The organism is Mumia sp. zg.B21 (assembly GCF_019550855.1).
Classification (GTDB): Bacteria; Actinomycetota; Actinomycetes; order Propionibacteriales; family Nocardioidaceae; genus Mumia.
Window position 1 is genome coordinate 1,354,998 of sequence record NZ_JAHWCJ010000001.1, and the last position, 18,472, is coordinate 1,373,469.

Annotated in this window: 20 protein-coding genes and 1 tRNA gene; 1 reads left to right on the top strand and 20 read right to left on the bottom strand. The window is 69.3% G+C overall.

The genetic code is table 11. The features are described from left to right. The first annotated feature begins 287 nt into the window (after positions 1–287). Positions 288–1,001, top strand: coding sequence for a class E sortase (locus tag KV100_RS06670; RefSeq protein ID WP_220342077.1), 714 nt, complete (start codon positions 288–290; stop codon positions 999–1,001). Between the two features lie 47 nt (positions 1,002–1,048). On the opposite strand, the gene KV100_RS06675 is transcribed toward KV100_RS06670, so the two are convergent. The 20 genes from KV100_RS06675 to KV100_RS06770 form a co-directional block, all read right to left on the bottom strand. Beyond that, complete coding sequence (locus KV100_RS06675) at positions 1,049–1,726, bottom strand: hypothetical protein (RefSeq protein ID WP_220342078.1); 678 nt, start codon at positions 1,724–1,726, stop codon at positions 1,049–1,051. After that, positions 1,723–2,307, bottom strand: coding sequence for a hypothetical protein (locus tag KV100_RS06680; RefSeq protein ID WP_220342079.1), 585 nt, complete (start codon positions 2,305–2,307; stop codon positions 1,723–1,725). The genes KV100_RS06675 and KV100_RS06680 overlap by 4 nt, the downstream gene beginning before the upstream one ends. Next, positions 2,274–3,542 carry an MCE family protein gene (locus tag KV100_RS06685; RefSeq protein WP_220342080.1) on the bottom strand — a complete coding sequence of 423 codons (1,269 nt, stop codon included), beginning with the start codon at positions 3,540–3,542 and terminating at the stop codon, positions 2,274–2,276. The genes KV100_RS06680 and KV100_RS06685 overlap by 34 nt, the downstream gene beginning before the upstream one ends. After that, positions 3,539–4,645, bottom strand: coding sequence for an MCE family protein (locus KV100_RS06690; RefSeq protein WP_220342081.1), 1,107 nt, complete (start codon positions 4,643–4,645; stop codon positions 3,539–3,541). The genes KV100_RS06685 and KV100_RS06690 overlap by 4 nt, the downstream gene beginning before the upstream one ends. Beyond that, positions 4,645–5,883: an MCE family protein gene (locus KV100_RS06695; RefSeq protein WP_220342082.1), complete on the bottom strand. Its 1,239-nt coding sequence runs from the start codon at positions 5,881–5,883 to the stop codon at positions 4,645–4,647. Before KV100_RS06695 ends, KV100_RS06690 begins: the two co-directional genes overlap by 1 nt. Continuing rightward, positions 5,880–6,863 carry an MCE family protein gene (locus KV100_RS06700; RefSeq protein ID WP_220342083.1) on the bottom strand — a complete coding sequence of 328 codons (984 nt, stop codon included), beginning with the start codon at positions 6,861–6,863 and terminating at the stop codon, positions 5,880–5,882. The genes KV100_RS06695 and KV100_RS06700 overlap by 4 nt, the downstream gene beginning before the upstream one ends. Beyond that, positions 6,851–7,963, bottom strand: a complete 1,113-nt coding sequence (locus KV100_RS06705) for an MCE family protein (RefSeq protein WP_220342084.1) — start codon at positions 7,961–7,963, stop codon at positions 6,851–6,853. Before KV100_RS06705 ends, KV100_RS06700 begins: the two co-directional genes overlap by 13 nt. Further along, the gene (locus tag KV100_RS06710) at positions 7,960–9,276 is read right to left on the bottom strand and encodes an MCE family protein (RefSeq protein WP_220342085.1); all 1,317 of its coding nucleotides are present in this window, start codon (positions 9,274–9,276) and stop codon (positions 7,960–7,962) included. Before KV100_RS06710 ends, KV100_RS06705 begins: the two co-directional genes overlap by 4 nt. Beyond that, positions 9,276–10,103, bottom strand: a complete 828-nt coding sequence (locus tag KV100_RS06715) for an ABC transporter permease (protein ID WP_220342086.1) — start codon at positions 10,101–10,103, stop codon at positions 9,276–9,278. The genes KV100_RS06710 and KV100_RS06715 overlap by 1 nt, the downstream gene beginning before the upstream one ends. 1 nt (position 10,104) lies before the next feature. Further along, complete coding sequence (locus KV100_RS06720; RefSeq protein ID WP_308291365.1) at positions 10,105–10,884, bottom strand: ABC transporter permease; 780 nt, start codon at positions 10,882–10,884, stop codon at positions 10,105–10,107. Further along, the gene (locus KV100_RS06725) at positions 10,881–11,870 is read right to left on the bottom strand and encodes an ABC transporter ATP-binding protein (protein WP_220342087.1); all 990 of its coding nucleotides are present in this window, start codon (positions 11,868–11,870) and stop codon (positions 10,881–10,883) included. The genes KV100_RS06720 and KV100_RS06725 overlap by 4 nt, the downstream gene beginning before the upstream one ends. Positions 11,871–11,936: 66 nt before the next feature. After that, positions 11,937–12,965 carry a DUF6801 domain-containing protein gene (locus KV100_RS06730; RefSeq protein WP_220342088.1) on the bottom strand — a complete coding sequence of 343 codons (1,029 nt, stop codon included), beginning with the start codon at positions 12,963–12,965 and terminating at the stop codon, positions 11,937–11,939. Positions 12,966–13,265: 300 nt separating this feature from the next. Next, positions 13,266–13,655: a 50S ribosomal protein L7/L12 gene (rplL, locus tag KV100_RS06735; RefSeq protein WP_220342089.1), complete on the bottom strand. Its 390-nt coding sequence runs from the start codon at positions 13,653–13,655 to the stop codon at positions 13,266–13,268. Between the two features lie 55 nt (positions 13,656–13,710). Then, positions 13,711–14,295: a 50S ribosomal protein L10 gene (rplJ, locus tag KV100_RS06740; protein WP_220342090.1), complete on the bottom strand. Its 585-nt coding sequence runs from the start codon at positions 14,293–14,295 to the stop codon at positions 13,711–13,713. Between the two features lie 272 nt (positions 14,296–14,567). Continuing rightward, positions 14,568–15,374 carry a DUF6612 family protein gene (locus KV100_RS06745; protein WP_220342091.1) on the bottom strand — a complete coding sequence of 269 codons (807 nt, stop codon included), beginning with the start codon at positions 15,372–15,374 and terminating at the stop codon, positions 14,568–14,570. 135 nt (positions 15,375–15,509) lie between these two features. Beyond that, positions 15,510–16,223 carry a 50S ribosomal protein L1 gene (gene rplA / locus KV100_RS06750; protein WP_220342092.1) on the bottom strand — a complete coding sequence of 238 codons (714 nt, stop codon included), beginning with the start codon at positions 16,221–16,223 and terminating at the stop codon, positions 15,510–15,512. A gap of 79 nt (positions 16,224–16,302) precedes the next feature. Beyond that, a complete protein-coding gene (gene rplK / locus KV100_RS06755; protein WP_220342093.1) occupies positions 16,303–16,731 on the bottom strand; it encodes a 50S ribosomal protein L11 in 429 nt (142 codons plus the stop codon). Positions 16,732–16,820: 89 nt separating this feature from the next. Further along, positions 16,821–17,615, bottom strand: coding sequence for a transcription termination/antitermination protein NusG (gene nusG, locus KV100_RS20085; protein WP_374106975.1), 795 nt, complete (start codon positions 17,613–17,615; stop codon positions 16,821–16,823). A 400-nt stretch (positions 17,616–18,015) separates the two neighbouring features. Further along, entirely contained in the window at positions 18,016–18,243 is a 228-nt protein-coding gene (gene secE / locus KV100_RS06765; RefSeq protein WP_220342094.1) for a preprotein translocase subunit SecE, read from the bottom strand. Between the two features lie 68 nt (positions 18,244–18,311). Beyond that, positions 18,312–18,384, bottom strand: a tRNA-Trp gene (locus KV100_RS06770). Positions 18,385–18,472: the final 88 nt, after the last annotated feature.

The window sequence follows — 18,472 nt, forward strand, 5'->3', positions numbered from 1 at the left end:
CGGACCCATGCCGAACGGCCCCCGTCAAGGGGCTGTGGGCAGGAGGTAGGAGGCGCAAAGAAACAGTCTAGACGCCACAGTGGGCAGATTTCAACCCAGGGTGTCAAGCCTTTGCCGTCGATGATGAACGCATCCGGCGCTCAGGTCAAGCAGCGCGAGCATTTCGGTGTGGACGCGTCGCGCTCCGGCAACGCTCCCGCGGCGCCCTCGACCGATCGCTCGACCAGTGTGTCACCCTGGATGTGATCTGTGTTACCACGGGTCCGAGACGCCAGGAGGAGCCCGCCGTGCCCGCCGACCTCGCACCGCCGCGCCGCGAGCGCCCGGAGCTGAAGCCGACCCCCCACCTGCGCCCCGCCCGGCTGCTCGCGGGGTTCTTGACGCTCGTCCTCGTGGTCGGCGGCGGATGGTTCGCCTGGAAGTACGTCGGGACCAACATCGTCGCCAAGCAGCGCCAGGGCGAGATGGCCGTCGCGCTCGCCGACGACTGGTCGGGCAACCGCCGGGGCGACGCGACGACGGACGCCGTCCGGATCGGCGAGGCGATGGCCGTGATGCGGATCCCGCGGTTCGGCTCCGACTTCGAGGTCCCCGTGGTCGAGGGAGTCGACGACTCCGCCCTGACCTCCGGGGTCGGCCACTTCCCCGACACGCAGCGTCCGGGGCAGCTGGGCAACTTCGCCGTCGCCGGCCACCGCATCACGAACGGGCAGCCCTTCAAGGACTTCCCCGACCTCCGGGCGGGTGACAAGGTCGTCGTCGAGACCCGGACGCACGTCTACACCTACGTCCTGGAGGGGTCCGGCACCGACACGATCGTGGACTTCAGCGACATCTGGGTGGTGCAGCCCGTGCCCGAGAAGGCCCGGCGCACCAAGAGCCAGCGGTCCCGCGCGAAGCCGACCCGAGCGATCCTCACGCTGACCACGTGCTCGGAGATCTTCCACACCGACAACCGGTCGGTCGCCTTCGGCCGGTTGGTCGACTCCCGCCACGTCTGAGTCCCGACGCACCGAGGTCACCGCACCGAGGTCGCCTGGGCAAGGGCCTACGTCGTCGTCATCTCCGCGACCAGCCAGTCGCCGTCGACCTTCTGCATCCTCACCACGACCGACAGCGCGGCGGGCGATCCGGGCTTCCCGTCGAGCGTGCGGGACTGGTCGACGAACGCGAGCACGCGGACGCGCGAGTCCGAGCACTCCTGACCGCACTCGAGCGGGGCGATCGCACGCACCGTCGCCGTCACGTCGATCTTGCGCTGCTTGGCCGCCGAGGCGACCTGCGGTGCCAGCTGCTCGTACTCCTTGGCGAAGTCCGAGGTCATCCGCTCGGTGGCGGCCTCGAGGTCCTCGGTCACCGTCGCGTGCCGATAGCTGAGCGTCGACTCGAGCGCGGACGACGCCGCCGAGGTGGCCTTCTCGGCGGCGTCCACCCGTGCCTCGGCGTCGCCCTCGGTCTGGCGGACCGCCAGCGTCGCCACGACCGCGAAGGCCACCGCCGCGACGGCGAGCACGGCCAGGGTGGCGAGGACGATCCGGGCACGTCGTGACAGCGGGGCCCATGGGGTCCGCGGCGCGCGTGGACGGGCCTCGGGAGCCGCCTCGACGGCGTCGCTACCACCCTCCTCGACGGACGGCTCGGGGCCCTCCACCGGCTCGTCGTGCTCGTCACCGGGCGTGGCGGGACGTCGCCGCTCCCCCGCGATCCGAGGCCGTCGGTTGCTCATGACCCGCTCCCCTGCGTCGGCGTCGGTGTCGGTGCGGCACCCGGGGCCGGCGTCGCGGCCGTCTCCACCGTCACGTTGGTGAAGCTGTCGACCAACCAGCGGTCTCCCTCACGGACCAGCGCGACACGCCAGCGGAGCCGAGGCTGACCCACCTGGACGTCCTTGGGCTCGGTCTCCACCGTGATCGCGGCGAGCACCTCGGCGCTGTCGTCGTCGATGCTCTCGATCGCCACCTGCTCGACGTTGCCCTTCGACACGATCCCCGTGTCGGCGAACTGTCCGAGCAGGTCCTTGGTCGACGCCTCGAACTGCACGGCGAGATCGTCGGTCAGCAGCGGCTTCACGCGAGCGACGTACGGGTCGAGGTCCTTGACGTCGTAGGAGTTGACGCTGGTCGCGAACTTCTCCGTCGCCGCCCGGACGTCCTGGCGGGCGGCCGCGTCGGCGTACGCCGGGATCTGCGGACCCCGCACGAGCGCGACGACGCCGACCACCACCCCGGCGACGACCACCGCCGCGAGCGCCACAGCGAGCAGGCGGGTGCGGGTCAGCGTGCGACCGCCGGTCCGAGCAGCATCCACTTCCAGGACTCCTTCCCGAGGTCCGGGGCGTCAGGGATCGTCGTCGTGCCGCCGACGTCCACCTGACCCGTCGCCACATCGTACGTACCGAGAACCTCGCTCTCGTCACGTGTCACCCCCGCGGGGCTCGTGCCCCCCTTGGCGGCGGCCGCGGACCGCGGCTGCGGCTCGGCGCACGCGAACGCACGCTGCCACGCCGCCGGGGTGCGGTCGAACGGCGTCCGCTGGCGCGACCGGGGCAGGTAGCCGGTCTCGCACGGGGCGTTCTCCGGCTGCAGCGAGAGGCTCATGCGCGCGGCGTACTGGCCGGTGCGCGAGTCCTTGGCGATGATCGAGAAGGCGCTCTCGACGCCGTACGGGGCGATGACGAGGACCCCACGGATCCCGTCGAGGCGTCCGCGCACCACGGTGTTGAGCCGGATCGCGTCACTGAGCAGCGACGCGATGTCGTCGGCGTTCTCGCTGAGGACGGTCCGGAGCGTGGCCGCGGTCGGGGCGCCCGTGTCGAGAACGGTGCGCAGGTCCTGGTCCGAGGTCCGCATGGCGGTCGAGAGGTCGCGCAGGTTCGTGGCGAACGCGCGGATGTCGTCCTGGCCGTCGACCTGGGTCTGGAGCACCGTGGTCGACTCGCGGATCAGGTCGGCGGTCATCGCGTACTTCTGGTCGGCCTTGGTGATGAACGAGCTCGTCGCGTCGATGGTGGTGCGGATGTCCTTGCCCGACCCCTCGAAGGCCGCCCCCAGCTCGGTGATGACGGTGCTGAGGTCGTCGGCGTCGACGGACGACAGCAGCCCGCTCACGTCGGTGATCAAGGTGCGGGTGTCGACCGGGACGCGGGTGCGCTCACGGGCGACCACGTCGTCCTCGCCGAGGAACGGCCCGGCGGCCCCCTCGGGCTGGAAGTCGAGGTACTGCTCGCCGACGGCGGACTTGTTGGCGACGACGACCGCGGTGTCAGCGGGGATCCGAGGCGCGTCCTCGTCGATCCGCACCTCCACGTCGACACCGTCAGCGGTCAGCCACATCTCCTTGACCCGGCCGACGCTCACGCCGCGGTACGTCACGTCGGCACCGGTGAAGATGCCGCCCGACTCGGCCATCTGGACGGTGACGGAATAGCCGCTGCCGCCGATCAGCCGGTCGAGCCGGGCATAGGTCGCCCCGACGTAGGCGATGCCCACGAGCGTGATCACGAGGAAGAGCACGAGCTGCACGCGTACGCGACGGGTGATCACGGCGCCACCACCGTCCGCGCCATCACGCCTGCGACGTCGTCACTGCGCAGGGCCGCCTTGAGCGACGCCCGCTCGGCCTCGGTCATGAGGCCGATGGTCTTGGTGAAGTCGGTGGTGAAGTCGAGGGACACGTTGGTGTAGTCGCCCATCTGGTACGCCGCCGCCTGCTCGGGGTTGTCTCCCAGCAGGCTGTCGGGGAACGGGAACGTCGGCAGCACCTCGAGCGAGCTGATCAGCGCGTCCCCTGCGGAGGCGAGGTTGTCCAGCACCGGGTTGAGCGCCTTCAGGTCTGCGACGACGGACTGCTTGGACTTGACGATGACCTCGGTGCCGACGCCGCTCAGCGTGTTGAGCGCTCCCAGCATGCGCACCAGGTTGGCCCGCTGCGCGTTCACGGTCTGGAGCGCTGCCGGCAGGTCGTCGAGGGCGTCGTCGATCGCGGACTGCTGAGTCCTGGTCGCCTTCGCGAGCGCGTCGATCTGCTCGATGGCGACGACGATCTCCTTCTTGGAGGCCTCGGCCGTGCCGACGAACTCGTCGAGGCGACGCAGGAGCGTGCGCATGTTGGCCTCTCTCCCGGTCGTGGCCGCGTTGAGCTCGCGGGCGATGACCTGGATCTTGTCCACCGCCCCGCCGTTGAGGACGAGCGAGAGTGCGCCGAGGACCTGCTCGACCTCGGGGGTGTGGCCCGAGCGCACCAGCGGGATGCGGTCACCCTCGGACAACCGGCCCTGCGCGCCCGAGGGAGGCGGGGCGAGCGACACGAACTTCTCGCCCAGGATGCTGGTCTGGCGGATCGCGGCGAGGGCATTGTCGGGGAGCTCGACGTCGCCGTTGACCTTCATCGTGACGACGGCCTGCCACCCGTCGAGCGCCACGTCGGTCACCCGGCCGACGGAGACGTCGTTGACCTTCACCGCGCTCTGCGGCACGAGGTCGAGGACGTCCTCGAACTCCACGACGACGGTGTACGGGTCGTCACCCAGGTCGGCGCCACCGGGGAGGGGAAGGTCTCCGACGCTGCCGCGTCCGCATCCTGCCGTCAGCACCAGAGCAGCCGCGAGCACCACCGCCGCCCTCGCGCGTCCGAACGTCTCACGCATCACGCCACCCCCATCAGAGCCACGAGACCGGCGTCGTCCGAGGCGTCCGCCCCACCGGCGTCGCCGGGTGCCGGCGGCTCGGCGGCCGGGGACGCGGCTCCGTCGGAGCTCGTACGCCTCGCCTGGTCGGCGAGCCACCACACCAGCTGATCAGAGAGGGCGTAGCACGTCGTCCTGTACTTCGGGTTCTGGTTGGAGGCCAGACCGCAGTAAGCCCCGACGTACACCGCTTCGGTGAGCGTGCGGTACCTGCCGTCGTCCTTGCGCAGGATGGTGGCGCGGGTGTCGAGGGTGCCCGTGGTCGGGTTGTAGGCCGTCGCCAGGTTGGACAGCGCCCTGGGCCCGCGGTCCAGGAGTGCGGCAAGGTTCTTGCGCTGGTCGGCGAGCGACTCGGTGACGTCGGCGAGCCCGTCGACGTTCTTGCGGAGGCTCGCACGGTTCTCGGCCACGTACGACTGGACCGTGCCAAGGGCCGCCGCCAGCTCTCGCAGGGCCGCCTGGAGGTCGTCGCGCTCCCCCGCCAGCACCGTCGACACGTCGGCGAGACTCGAGTTGAACGACCGCACCGAGGCGTCGTTCTGCTCGAGCGCCGAGACGAAGCGCTCGATCTTCTCCATCGACGAGAAGAGCTCGTCCTTGGACCCGTCGGCCGTCGTCGTCACCTTGGCGAGTGCGGCGATGCTGCGGCGGATCTCTTCGCCCCGGCCGTCGAGGTTGTCAGCCGACGTCTCCAGGAGCGTGCTCAGGGCTCCGTCGGCGTTCGCTCCCTGCGGACCGAGCGCCTTCGCCACCCGGTCGAGCGCCTCGTAGCTCTCGTCGAGCTCGGTCGGAGTGGCCGAGCGCTCCTGGTCGAGGTGAGCGCCGTCGGCGAGCTTGGGGCCGCCGGCGTACGCCGGCGTGAGCTGGACGAAGCGGTCCCCGACCACCGAGGGCGACACGATCACCGCGGTGACGTCGGCGGGCACCGCGTAGTCGGCGTCCCACGAGATCTTGACCCGGACGGTCGACCCGCGCGGCGTGATGGACTCGACCGTCCCGACGTCGACCCCGAGGATGCGCACGGTCGACCCCTCGTAGAGGGAGACGGTCCGGTCGAAGTCGACGGTCGCCGTCTGCTTCTCCGACCGTGGCAGCAGGATCACGACCAGGGCCGCGACGAGTGCGAGGACGAGCACCGCCGCGACGCCCTCGACGACGCGACGGGAGACCCGGGGGGCGCGCGTGACGTCGGCGCTCACAGTCCGTCCTCCAGTCCGAGGATGCTCAGCAGGTTGTAGAGGAACCCGTCGAGCCACGGTCCGTTGCCTCCGTTGCTCGCCACCATGGAGTAGAACGCCGGCAGCTGCTCGAGGGCCGACTCGATGTTCTTCTCGTTGGCCTTCAGGACCTTCACCACGCCGGCGAGACGGTCGAGCGCCGGCTTGAGGTCGGCCTTCGTGTCCGCGACGAGCTTCTGGATCTCGTCGGACATGCGGGTGACGCCGACCAGGACGTCGTGGATGGCCTGCCGGCGCTGGGTGAGCGCCTCGAACAGCACTCCCCCGTCCTCGAACAGCGACACGACCTCGGAGTTGCGGTCGGCGAGCACACCGGAGATGCCGTCGATGTTCTTGAGCAACGTCTTGATCTCGGCGTCCCGAGCGGCGAGGTTCTCCGACAGCGCGGTGACACCCCGGACCGCCTTCTGGAACTCCTCCGGCGTCTTCGACGTGACCTCTCCGAGGGTGCGCATCGCGTACGCCAGCTGGTCGGTGTCGATCTGCTGGGTCGTCTCGCTGAGGTCGGAGAACGCCTGGACGATGTCGTACGGAGGGGTCGTCCGCGAGGCGGGGATGACGCTCCCCGGCTCGAGGGTGCCGCCCCCTGCGGGCTCGAGGCTGACGTACATCGTCCCGAGCAGCGTCTTGATCCGGACCGATGCGCCTGTCGCCTTCCCGAGGCGGTCGCGCTCGTCCTTGATCCGGAACGACACGCGCACCTTGTCGCCCTCCAGCTCGAGGTCGTCGACCTCCCCGACCAGCACACCAGCCATCCGGACGTCGTCACCCTTCTTCAGGCCGCCGACCTCGGTGAACTCGGCGGCGTACGTCGGCCCGCTGCCGACCAGCGGCAGCTTGCTCGCCTGGCTGGCCACCACCAGGAACAGGGCGATCACGAGCACGCTCACCGCACCGACGACGGCGGCGTTGCGCTCGCGGAACGGCTTCATCGCACGCATCGGCTCACCCCTGGTCCCGTCACGGTCACGCGCCTGGTGGTCTTGAACGGGCGGGCGTTCTCCCACCCCGGCACCCCGCTCAACGACGGCAGCTTGCCGTCGATGCCGACGTCGCAGACGTAGAAGTTGAAGAACGAGCCGTACTGGCCGGTCCTGCCGATCCGGTCGATCTTGATCGGAAGGATCTGGAGGGCGCTGTCGAGGGCCTGGCGTGCACGCTTGGTGCCGATCTGTGCGGTGAGGTCCCGCAGGTGCGAGATGTCGGCGGTGAGGTCGGGCCTCACCGCGGTGAGGAGCCCGGCCGTCTCGTTGGTCAGCGACGCGATGTCGTCGAGCGAGCCGGTGAGGACCCCCCGGTCGTCCTTCAGCCCGGTGATGAGCTGCTGCAGGGTCGAGATCGTGCTGGACAGCTCGGCGTCGCGGGCGTTGAACGACTTGAGCACCGTCGTCAGGTTGGTGATCACCGACCCGATCAGGTCGTCACGGTCGGCGAGGGTCTGGGTCAGCGACGCGGTGTGACCGAGCAACGACTCGACGGTGCCGCTCTCGCCCTGGAAGACCTGGATGAGCTCGTACGCCAGCTGGTTCGTGTCGTCGGGCGACAGCGCCTGGAAGAGCGGCTTGAAGCCGGCGAAGAGGACGGTGAGGTCGAGCGCGGGCTGCGTCCTCGACATCGGGATCGTGTCACCCGGCTCGAGGCGCCGGCTCGTCCCCTCGGCGCCCTCGGTGAGCGAGAGGTAGCGCTGGCCGATCATGTTGCGGTAGCGCAGCGTCGCCAGGGTGCTCTCTGTCAGGGTCACGTCGGAGTCGACGCTGAAGGTGACCTCGGCAGTCGCGTCGGAGTCGACCCGCACACCGACGACGTTGCCCACGCGCACCCCGGCGATCCGGACGTCGTCGCCCTCGACGAGGCTCGTGACGTCGGCGAAGACCGCCTTGTACTCCTTGGTGTCGAGGAACGAGACGTTGCCGATCACGACGGCGAGGATCCCGGTGAGCGTCCCGGTGACCACGAGGAACAGCAGCAGGCGGACGAGCGCTCCGCTGGTCTTGCGGTCGAGCCGGGGGTCGAGCGTACGGCGGCGTCGGCGGCGACTCATCCGAACGTCACCTCCGCCCCACGCAGCACCGGTCCGACCAGCGCCTGCGCGACGTCGGGCACGTCCTCGGCCGCCACACCCAGCGCCGGCGCGAGCACGGCATCGATCTGCTCCTCCTCGGCCTGCGAGCCGGCGGGGCTCACCCTGGCCGGTGCCACCAGCGGGGCGGCCTTGCCGAGCGGGCCGTCGATGCCCAGCTGGCGGAGCAGGGCGTTGCTCATGCCCGGAGCGGGCCGCGAGCCGTCGTACGGGGTCGAGGGCAGGGTCGAGCACGTCGGGTCGAGCGCACTCCCGCCCCCGCTGACCGGCGGGAGGTCGGCGGCGTCACGGCGGTCGTACGCCCGCGGCGAGCGCGCCGCGAACTCGACCGTGACGTGGGCCCGGTTGTCTCGGAACGCCGAGTCGATGCGCGGCTTGAGCCGGTCGACCCCCTTCAGCACGCAGCCGATGGTCGGGGCATAGTCGGCCAGCAGCTCGAGCGTCGGACGGGACTGACGCGCGAGCGTGATGAGGTCGTCGCCGGTCCGGTCGAGGAAGGCGTCGGCGGTGGTCGCGAACGCTGCCGTCTCGACGAAGAGCGCCTGCAGCTGCGCCTTGCGGCCGGTCAGCGTGTTGCCGGTGACGACCGCGTTGCGCAGCGTCTGCCCGACCTCGGGCATCACGTCGGCGTAGGTCTGCGCCGTCTCGCCGAGGAGCGTGATGTCCTCGACGATCCGCGGGGCGAGCGGGGTGATCTTCTGGAGGTAGGCCTCGAGGGTCTCGAGGGATGCGCCGATCGCCTCCCCCTGGCCGTCCAACGCCTCGGCCACCGCGTTGAGCGTGTAGGAGAGGTCGGCCGGGTTGAGCGCGGTGAGGATCGGGTCCAGGTCCACCAGGAGAGTCTCGACCTCGGCCGGCAGGTCGGCCTGCGCGATGACGTCGCCGGACTCGATCGGGGTACCGGCCGAGGCCGCCACCGGTTGCAGGTCGACGAACTTCTCGCCGAACAGCGTCTTCGGCACGATGAGCGCCTCTACGTCGGAGGGGATGAGGGGCTGGTAGTCGGGGTCGATCATCAGGTGGATCGTGGCGCGTCCGGTGTCGGAGGTGATGTCGGAGACCCGGCCCACGATGACTCCGCGGAGCTTGACGTCGGCGTTGCGGTTGAGCTGCAGGCCGACGCTCTCGCTGCGGATGGTCACCGGGACGTCGCCGGAGAACTGCTTGGTGAACACCGCGTACGTCGCGTAAACCGCAAGGATCAGCAGCGCGAGCATGACGACACCCAGCGCGCGGAGGGCGCCCGGACGGTCGAGAGCAGGGGTGCGCGCCATCAGCCGGCCAGCCTCACGGTCGTCGTCGTCCCCCAGATGGCCATCGACATCATCAGGTCCACGACGTTGATCATGACGATGGACGTGCGCACCGCCCGGCCCACGGCGACGCCGACGCCGACGGGGCCGCCCGACGCGTAGTAGCCGTAGTAGCAGTGGATCAGGATGACGACGACGGCGAACACGATCACCTTCACGAACGACCACAGCACGTCCTCCGGAGGGAGGAAGAGCGTGAAGTAGTGGTCGTACGTCCCCGTGCTCTGGCCGTAGATCACCGTCACGGTCAGCCGGGTCGCGAAGTACGACGCCAGCAGGCCGACGACGTAGAGCGGGACGATCGCGACCAGACCGGCGATCACCCGCGTCGTCACGAGGTACGGCAGGGACGGCACGGCCATCACCTCGAGGGCGTCGACCTCCTCGGAGATGCGCATCGCGCCGAGCTGGGCGGTGAACCCACAGCCGACGGTGGCCGCGAGCGCGATGCCCGCGACCAGCGGAGCGATCTCGCGGGTGTTGAAGTAGGCGGAGAAGAAGCCGGAGAACGCGCTGGTGCCGAGCTGGTCGAGGGCGGTGAACCCCTGGAGGCCGACCTCCGTGCCGGTGAAGAACGACATCGCGCTGATGACACCCACGGTGCCGCCGATGACGGCGAGCGCCCCGCGGCCGAACGTGACCTCCGAGAGGATGCGGAGGATCTCCCGCGGATAGTGCACGACCGTCCGCGGGACCCAGGCGATCACCCGCAGATAGAAGGCGAGGTGCCGCCCGAGCGCGTCCAGCCCTCCGAGGGGTCGCTGGTAGATCGCTCTCACGTCGGCCATGTCACAACGCCTTGGCCGGGACGAGCTGGAAGTAGAGCGCGCTCATCACGAAGTTCGCCATGAAGAGGAGCAGGAAGGTCACGACGACGGACTCCATCACGGCCTGCCCGACGCCTTGGGGGCCTCCGCCGGCGTTCATGCCCTTGTAGGCGGCGACGATCGCCGCGATGAAGCCGAACACGAGCGCCTTCGCCAAGCCCTGCCACAGGTCGGCGGTCTGGGCGAGCGCCGTGAAGGACGCGAGGTAGGCACCGGGCGTGCCGCCCTGGAGGACGACGTTGAAGACGTAGCCGCCGACCACGCCGACCACGCTGACCAGGCCGTTGAGGAAGACGGCGATCAGCATGCACGCGAGGACGCGCGGCACGACGAGCCGCTGGATCGGGTCGATGCCGAGCACCATCATCGCGTCGAGCTCTTCGCGGATCTTGCGCGCGCCGAGGTCCGCAGCGATCGCGGAGCCGCCGGCACCTGCGACCAGCAGCGCGGTCGCGATGGGTCCCGCCTCCCGGACCACGGCGAGGACGGCGGCGGAGCCGGTGAACGACTGGGCGCCGAACTGCTGGATGAGGCTGCCGGCCTGGAGCGCGATCACCGCACCGAACGGGATGGCGACCAGCGCCGTCGGGATGATCGTCACCGAGGCGATGAACCACGCCTGCTGGATGAACTCGCGCACCTGGAACGGCCGGCGGAAGACGCTGACCACGACGTCCGCCCCGAACGCGAAGAGCTTGCCTGCAGTCGCCAGCGGCGCCGTGATGACGGTTGCGGCACTCACACCGCACCGCCGGACCGGACCGGCTGCTGCACGCCGACCGCTCCGAGGGACGTCGCGTCGTCGAGGAAGGAGCCCGGCGGCGGCGTGACGCCGTGGGTGGCGCACCACGCGCCCGGCGGCGCCTGGGTCGGCCGCGGCCGGCCGTCGGACGGCAGCATCTGGAGCGGGATCGGGGGCAGCGGCGGAAGGGTGCTGTGGTCCTCCAGCGCCAGCTCGTCGGCGTCCTTCTCCTCGCTCATGCCGATGGGGCCGATGGTCTGGGCGTTGAGGAACTGACGCACCGCCGGCTCCTCGCTGGAGAGCAGCATCTCGCGCGGCCCGAACATCGCCAGGTGCCGGTGGAACAGCAAGCCGATGTTGTCCGGCACGGTGCGCGCCGTGTTGATGTCGTGGGTGACGATCAGGAACGTCGCCTCGATCTGGGCGTTGAGATCGACGATCAGCTGGTTGATGAAGGCCGTACGGACCGGGTCGAGACCGGAGTCGGGCTCGTCGAAGAGCACGATCTCCGGCTCGAGCACGAGGGCACGGGCGAGTCCGGCGCGCTTGCGCATGCCGCCCGAGATCTCGCCGGGGAGCTTGTCCTCGGCACCGACCAGGCCCACCATCGTCATCTTCTCCATGACGATCTCCCGGATCTCGCTCTCCGACTTGCGCGTGTGCTCGCGCAGCGGGAAGGCGACGTTGTCGAACAACGTCATGGACCCGAACATCGCGCCGTCCTGGAAGAGGACGCCGAACAGCTTGCGGATGTCGTAGAGGTCCCGCTCGGTGCACGTCGCGATGTCGGTGCCCTCGATGAAGATGTGGCCCTCGTCGGGCTTGAGGAGGCCGATGAGGGCCTTCAAGAAGACGGACTTGCCGGTGCCTGACGGTCCGAGCATGACGCTGATCTGCCCAGCGGGCAGGGTCAGCGAGACATCACGCCAGATCGTCTGCTTGCCGAAGGACTTCGTCAGGCCTTCGACGCGTACCTCGACTCCCATCGGAGCTCCTTCGGGGGGACGGGCTCCTCGACCGGCGAGGGGCCACAAAGGATCAGCAGGGGGACGTCAGGCCTTGGCGCGACGACGAGTGCGGACGGCGAGGGCGAGGCGACCTGCCGCGGCGATGCCGAGGAGGGCGATCAGGCCGACGCCGACCGGCGAACCCGTCGCGGGGAGCGCCGTGGTCGTGTACGGGGCGACGCCGGGATCGCCGTCGCCGCTCCCGGATCCGCCGGAGCCACCAGATCCGCCGGAGTCGTTGCCGGGGGCGTTCGCGGGCGGGTTGATCACCGGCGGGTCCTGGCCGGCGCCACCACCGCCGCCCGCGCCACCGCCGCCCGCGCCACCGTCGTCGCCGCCACCGTTGCCGCCGCCACCGGGCGTCCCACCGGTTCTCGGCAGCGGGCAGTCGGTCTGCTCGCAGCCCTCGCCGACGGGGATGGTGCCGATCACTCGGGCAGCCGCGGTGTCCTCGTTGCGGGTGCACGTCAGCTCGGTCTCGCTGATCGCGCCGATGACGGGCGGGTTGAGCTTGGCATTGAGCGTGAAGACCTTGGGCATCTGGACGTAGATCAGACCGTTCGAGCCCTCCGGGAAGTCAGGGACGGTGATCTGGTCGACGGTGCCCTTGGCCGGGATCAGCAGCTGGCCCGACGCCGGCACGGGAACCATCGGCGAGCTGAGGCCGCGAACCTGGGGCTCCAGCGTGTCGACGAGCTTGCCGCCGGCGGCGACACCCTGGAGCAGGACTGTGGACGTCGCCGCACCGCCGACCGTGGTCACCTCCATCTTCTCGCGGATACGGGTCACCAGCGCGGGAGGAAGGATGAGGTCGAGCTCAGCGGCCGTGGCGGGGATCGTGTCGCCCGACTGGACCGCGTCCGGGAGCGTGGTGCGCGCATTCACCAGGAACCGCTGCGGGCCGCCGAGAGAGGTGTTGATGATCTCGTTGTCGGACTCGCAGGTGTAGGCGACCTGGTTGACCGAGGCCGGCTGGGCGGCCGCGACGGGGGCCAGGGCGAGCATCGCCCCTCCCACCAGCGCTGCGGCGGCCATGAGCGCGGTCCCTCGACGTGCGGCGGCGCTGACGCGCATCCGGATCTCCTCCCAGAAGCGACCGTGTGGTCTCCGGGAGCAGCGGTGCTACTCCCGGGTAATAACCGTGACTGTAACCAGAAGTTGCATTGTGACACAACCCACAGAACCCGAACTGAGACCCTCCAGGTCGTGACCCAGGTCACGTCATGGGACCGACGTTACTCCCTGCCGAGCCCGGGATGTCGCACCTGCCCCAGGACGCGCGAACGGGCGCCCACCCCACAGGGGGTGGACGCCCGTTCGACGAGCCTGGAGGACGTGCCTCCGTGCGCTGAGCGCAGCCTCAGAGAGCTGAGGTCACTTCAGCGTGACAGTGGCGCCGGCGCCCTCGAGGGACTCCTTGGCCTTGTCGGCGGCCTCCTTGTTGACACCCTCGAGGATCGCCTTCGGCGCACCCTCGACGAGGTCCTTGGCCTCCTTGAGACCGAGGCTCGTGAGCGCGCGGACCTCCTTGATGACCTGGATCTTCTTGTCGCCGGCCGACTCGAGGACGACGTCGAACTCGTCCTTCTCCTCGACAGCGGCAGCCTCGCCGGCGCCGCCGGCGGCAGGAGCCGCGGCGACCGCGACCGGAGCGGCAGCGGTGACGTCGAAGGTGTCCTCGAACTGCTTCACGAACTCGCTGAGCTCAAGAAGGGTCATCTCCTTGAAGGCGTCGAGCAGGTCCTCGGTGCTGAGCTTCGCCATGGTTGGCGTCCTTCCTGTTGGGGACCCCGAGGGGGGTCGGATACGTGATCGGGCCCTAGCCCTCGGAGCCCTCGGCCGCGGCCGGGGCTTCTTCGGTCTCGGCCGGAGCCGAGGGTGCGGGAGTCTCCTGCTCGACCTTGGTCTGCAGGGCTCCCACAGCACGCGCCGCCTGGGCGAGCGGTGCCTGGAACAGTGCGGCGGCCTTCGAGAGGTTCGCCTTCATGCCGCCCGCGAGTCGACCGAGGAGAACCTCGCGCGACTCGAGATCGGCAAGCTTCGTGATCTCGGCAGAGTCGAGCGCCTTCCCCTCGAGGAAGCCGCCCTTGATGACGAGCTTGTCGTTCGCCTTGGCGAAGTCACGCAGACCCTTGGCGACCTCGACCGGATCACCCTTGATGAAGGCGATGGCGGTCGGGCCGTTGAGCAGGTGGTCGACACCGTCGACACCGGCGTCGCGGGCCGCGATCTTGGTCAGCGTGTTCTTGGACACGGCGTAGTTGACGTTCTCACCGAGCGAGCGCCGCAGGTCCTGCAGCTGCTTCACGGTGAGACCGCGGTACTCGGTCAGCACAGCGCCGTTGGAGCTGCGGAACTCGTCCGCCAGCTCGGCAACCGCTGCGGCCTTGTCCGGTCGCGCCATGGTTCTCCTTCGTGTCGTACCCGCCGTGCGGCAGGTACCTGGTTCGTACGAAGGCCACCGGCGCAGCGAGCCCGGAAACGACGAACGCCCCGGCGCAGGGCACGGGGCGTGGCGCACGGTAGTGCGTCTCACTCGGTGAAACCTGCGCGGGCCGCCCGCGTGAGCGGGACCTTCGATCCGTGACACTCCCCTGCGGGCGAGTCGCGGACGACCGGCGGTCTTCGGCAACGTCCAGACTACGTGACCGAACCGCGCAGCACCAAATCGCCGGGTCAGCCGCCGAGCATCGACGACGCGTCTGTGACCTGGTCGGCCGGCGGTGCGGTGACCTCGACCTTCTTGCCCCAGTCGCTGAAGGTGATCTCGCTCTTGATCTGAGCGACGTCGAAGACGACCTTGCGCGGGAGGTCGTCCGGGCCGACCCAGTACTGGTAGGTGATCTCGTCGGGCAGCCTGGCGGCCGCCGAACCCTGGAGCTCGGTGATCTTGGAGGTGTCGAGCACCGCGTCGTAGCGCTTGGTCTCGACGCCGTCGATCATCTCGGTCTCGCCGGTGTCCTTGAGATCCTTCATGGCGCCCTTGAGCTTCTGGAGGCTCGCCGTCGGGTCCATCGACTCGCGCATCTGGTCGAAGGACCCGCCGACGGCGCCGGAGACGTCGTCGATGCCGATCTTCATCCACTTGCCGTCGGCCATCCCCTCGGCCTTGGTGTAGAGGGTGCCGTCGACCATGATGATCTTCATCGACTCCCCCGACATGTCCATCGACATGTCCATCGCGCTCTTGCGGGGGTCGCTCGCCGTCTTGACGTCCGCCTCGGCCTTCATCGTCTGACGGCCCCTGCTCATCGTCATCGTCAGCCGCGTCGTCTGGGCCTTCAGCTGGGCACCGGTGATCTCTTCGGCGAAGTTGCTCGTCGTGAGGACGGTGGCGCCGTCTCCCGCGCCGCCACCCGTCGACGACTCAGCGGCACCGGAGCCGCCGCCACCGTCGGCGGCCACGTCGGCGCTGCTTCCGCAGCCGGCGGTCAGGGCGAGAGCGAGGGCCGCGAGTGCGGTCGTCAGGGTTCGCGTGCGCATGCGTCCACGGTACCCCGCGGGACGATCATCCCGTCTTTCCTCTCCACCGGCCCTGGGAGGACGGGGAATGCAGCAGACGCCGCCTCCCTCAGGGAAGCGGCGCCTGCGGCGTCGTGCGTACGGCCTAGGAGGCCGTCACTCCTCGTCGGAGACGATGTTGCGGGTGCGGTTCGGGTCGATCGGGACGCCCGGGCCCATCGTCGTCGAGACGGTGACCTTCTTGAGGTAGCGCCCCTTCGAGCTGGCCGGCTTGAGCCGCAGGACCTCGTCGAGCGCGGCGGCGTAGTTCTCGGCCAGCGCGGTGGTGCTGAACGAGGCCTTGCCGATCACGAAGTGGAGGTTGGAGTGGCGGTCGATGCGGAACTCGATCTTGCCGCCCTTGATGTCCGAGACGGCCTTGGCGACGTTGGGCGTCACGGTGCCGGTCTTGGGGTTGGGCATCAGGTTGCGGGGGCCGAGCACACGACCCAGGCGACCGACCTTGCCCATCATGTCCGGCGTCGCGACGACGGCGTCGAAGTCGAGCCAGCCGCCCTGGATCTTCTCGACGAGGTCGTCGGAGCCCACGTAGTCGGCACCCGCCTCGCGAGCCGCGTCGGCGTTGGCGCCGGTCGCGAACACGAGGACGCGAGCGGTCTTGCCGGTGCCGTTGGGCAGGTTGACCGTGCCGCGGACCATCTGGTCGGCCTTGCGGGGATCGACGCCGAGGCGCATCGACACGTCGACGGTCGAGTCGAAGTTCTTCGACCCTGACTGCTTCACGAGCTCCATCGCCTCGAGCGGGGCGTACAGCGCGTCCTTGTCGATCTTCTTGGCGGCGTTCTCGTACGCCTTGCTGTGCTGAGACATTCTGGTTCTTCTCTCTCTACCAGTCGTGGTCGTCGGGCCCAGCTGGCCCTGCCACAGTTCGGTCGGTCGGGACGACGAGTCAGTCGACGGTGACGCCCATGGAGCGAGCGGTGCCGGCGATGATCTCCATCGCGGCGTCGATGTCGTTCGCGTTGAGGTCGGGCAGCTTGGTCTGGGCGATCTCGCGGACCTGGTCCTTGGAGATCGAGCCGACCTTGTCCGTGTGCGGGACGGACGAGCCCTTCTGCAGGCCCGCGGCCTTCTTGATCATCTCCGCAGCCGGCGGCGTCTTGGTGACGAAGGTGAACGACCGGTCCTCGTAGATCGTGATCTCGACCGGGACGATGTTGCCGCGCATGGACTCCGTCGCGGCGTTGTACGCCTTGCAGAACTCCATGATGTTGACGCCGTGCGGACCGAGCGCGGTACCGACCGGCGGGGCCGGCGTGGCGGCGCCGGCCTGGAGCTGCACCTTGACGAGGGCAGCGATCTTCTTCTTCGGAGGCATATCTCTTTTCCTTCTCGTGGTAACGGTGGGCCTGCCTCGGCCCTCCCACTGGTGGTGCTCGGGAGCACCCGTTCGAGCGTACCGGGCGCTCAGACCCGTTCGATCTGGGCGAAGCTGAGCTCGACCGGGGTCTCCCGACCGAAGATCTCGACGAGCGCCCGAACTCGCTGGGCGTCGACGTTCATCTCCGTGATCGTGGCGTGCAGGGTCGCGAACGGACCGTCCACGACCATGACCGAGTCGCCGACCGCGAAGTCGGTGAACTCGACCTTCGGCGCCTGCGCCTGCGCCGACGACGAGGCCGCTGCCGGCTGCTCGACCGCGGCCTGCGCCTCGATGGCGGGAGCGAGCATGCTCTCCACCTCGGCGAGGGTCAGCGGCACAGGCTGGTGGGCGTTGCCCACGAAGCCGGTGACGGACGGCGTGTTGCGGACCGTCGACCAGGACTCGTCGGTGAGGTCCATGCGGACCAGGACGTAGCCGGGGAGGACGGTGCGCTTGACCAGCTTGCGCTGGCCGTTCTTGATCTCGGCGACCTCTTCGGTCGGCACGACGATCTCGAAGATGTAGTCCTCCATGTGCATGGAGGTCGTGCGGTTCTCGAGGTTCGACTTCACCCTGTTCTCCATGCCGGAGTAGGTGTGAACGACGTACCAGTCGCCGAACTGGCTGTGGAGCTTCTCGCGGAACTCCGCGAGGGGGTCTGACGCGACGGCCTCGAGCTCGGGCTCGCCGTCGGTCTCCGCCTCGATGTCGGCGGCGTCCGCGGCCGCCGCGGCAGCCGCCTCCTCGTCGAGCGTAGCGTCGGCGATCAGCGCCTCTGCCTCCGGATCGACGGTGGCGCCCCGCTCGATCGCGGCGTCGGCGGCCAGGCCCTCGGTCACGTCCTCACCCTGGGCGAGGTAGGCGCCGTCGGTCGACGTCTCGGCGATCTGGTCCTCGACCTCGGGATCGATCGACGCCTCGCCCTCGAACTCGGCCTCAGCAGCCTCGGCCGGGCCCGGAATCTCGGGCTCGCCCTCGTCCTCCGAGCGGACGGCGAAGGGCTCGAAGGTCTGAGGGATGTCGGCCTCGAGCGCGTCGACGGCCGCGTCCATACCCTCCTGGATCTCCTGATCCTCGAGGTCGTTCTCGTCGAAGCTGAGCGGCGAGCGTGCGTCCTCGCCGATGAGGTCGCGGAGCTCGTCGCCCTCGTTCTCGTCGTAAGGCTGGGTCACAGCGCCTCTTTCCTCGTATCTTCTCGGCCCACGGATTCACGGCCCAGGGGCCACATCGACCCGTAGGTCAGACGAAGACCCAGAACATCAGCTTGCCGAAGCCGTAGTCCAGGCCCGCCACGATGGCCATCATGACGAGCACGAAGAAGAGCACGACGACAAAGTAGTTGGCGACCTGAGAACGGGTCGGCCAGACGACCTTGCGGAGCTCCGCGACGACCTGTCGGTAGAAGGTCACCGGAGACGTGCGGCCGGAGCGGGTGCTCTCGGACGACGCACTCGACGTCTCACTCATGTGACCGTTTCCCTTCGATCGTGGTGCCCGTCATCGGTCCGCCGTCGGGACGGACCGGGCGATTGTTGCAGGGCAGGAGGGACTTGAACCCCCAACCTTCGGTTTTGGAGACCGATGCTCTGCCAGTTGAGCTACTGCCCTTCGATGATCGCTCCCACCGCGCAGCCTTGCACTCCTGCAGCGACCGGAGGGCATGACAACACAGTGGAAACATCCACCGGTCGTCAAG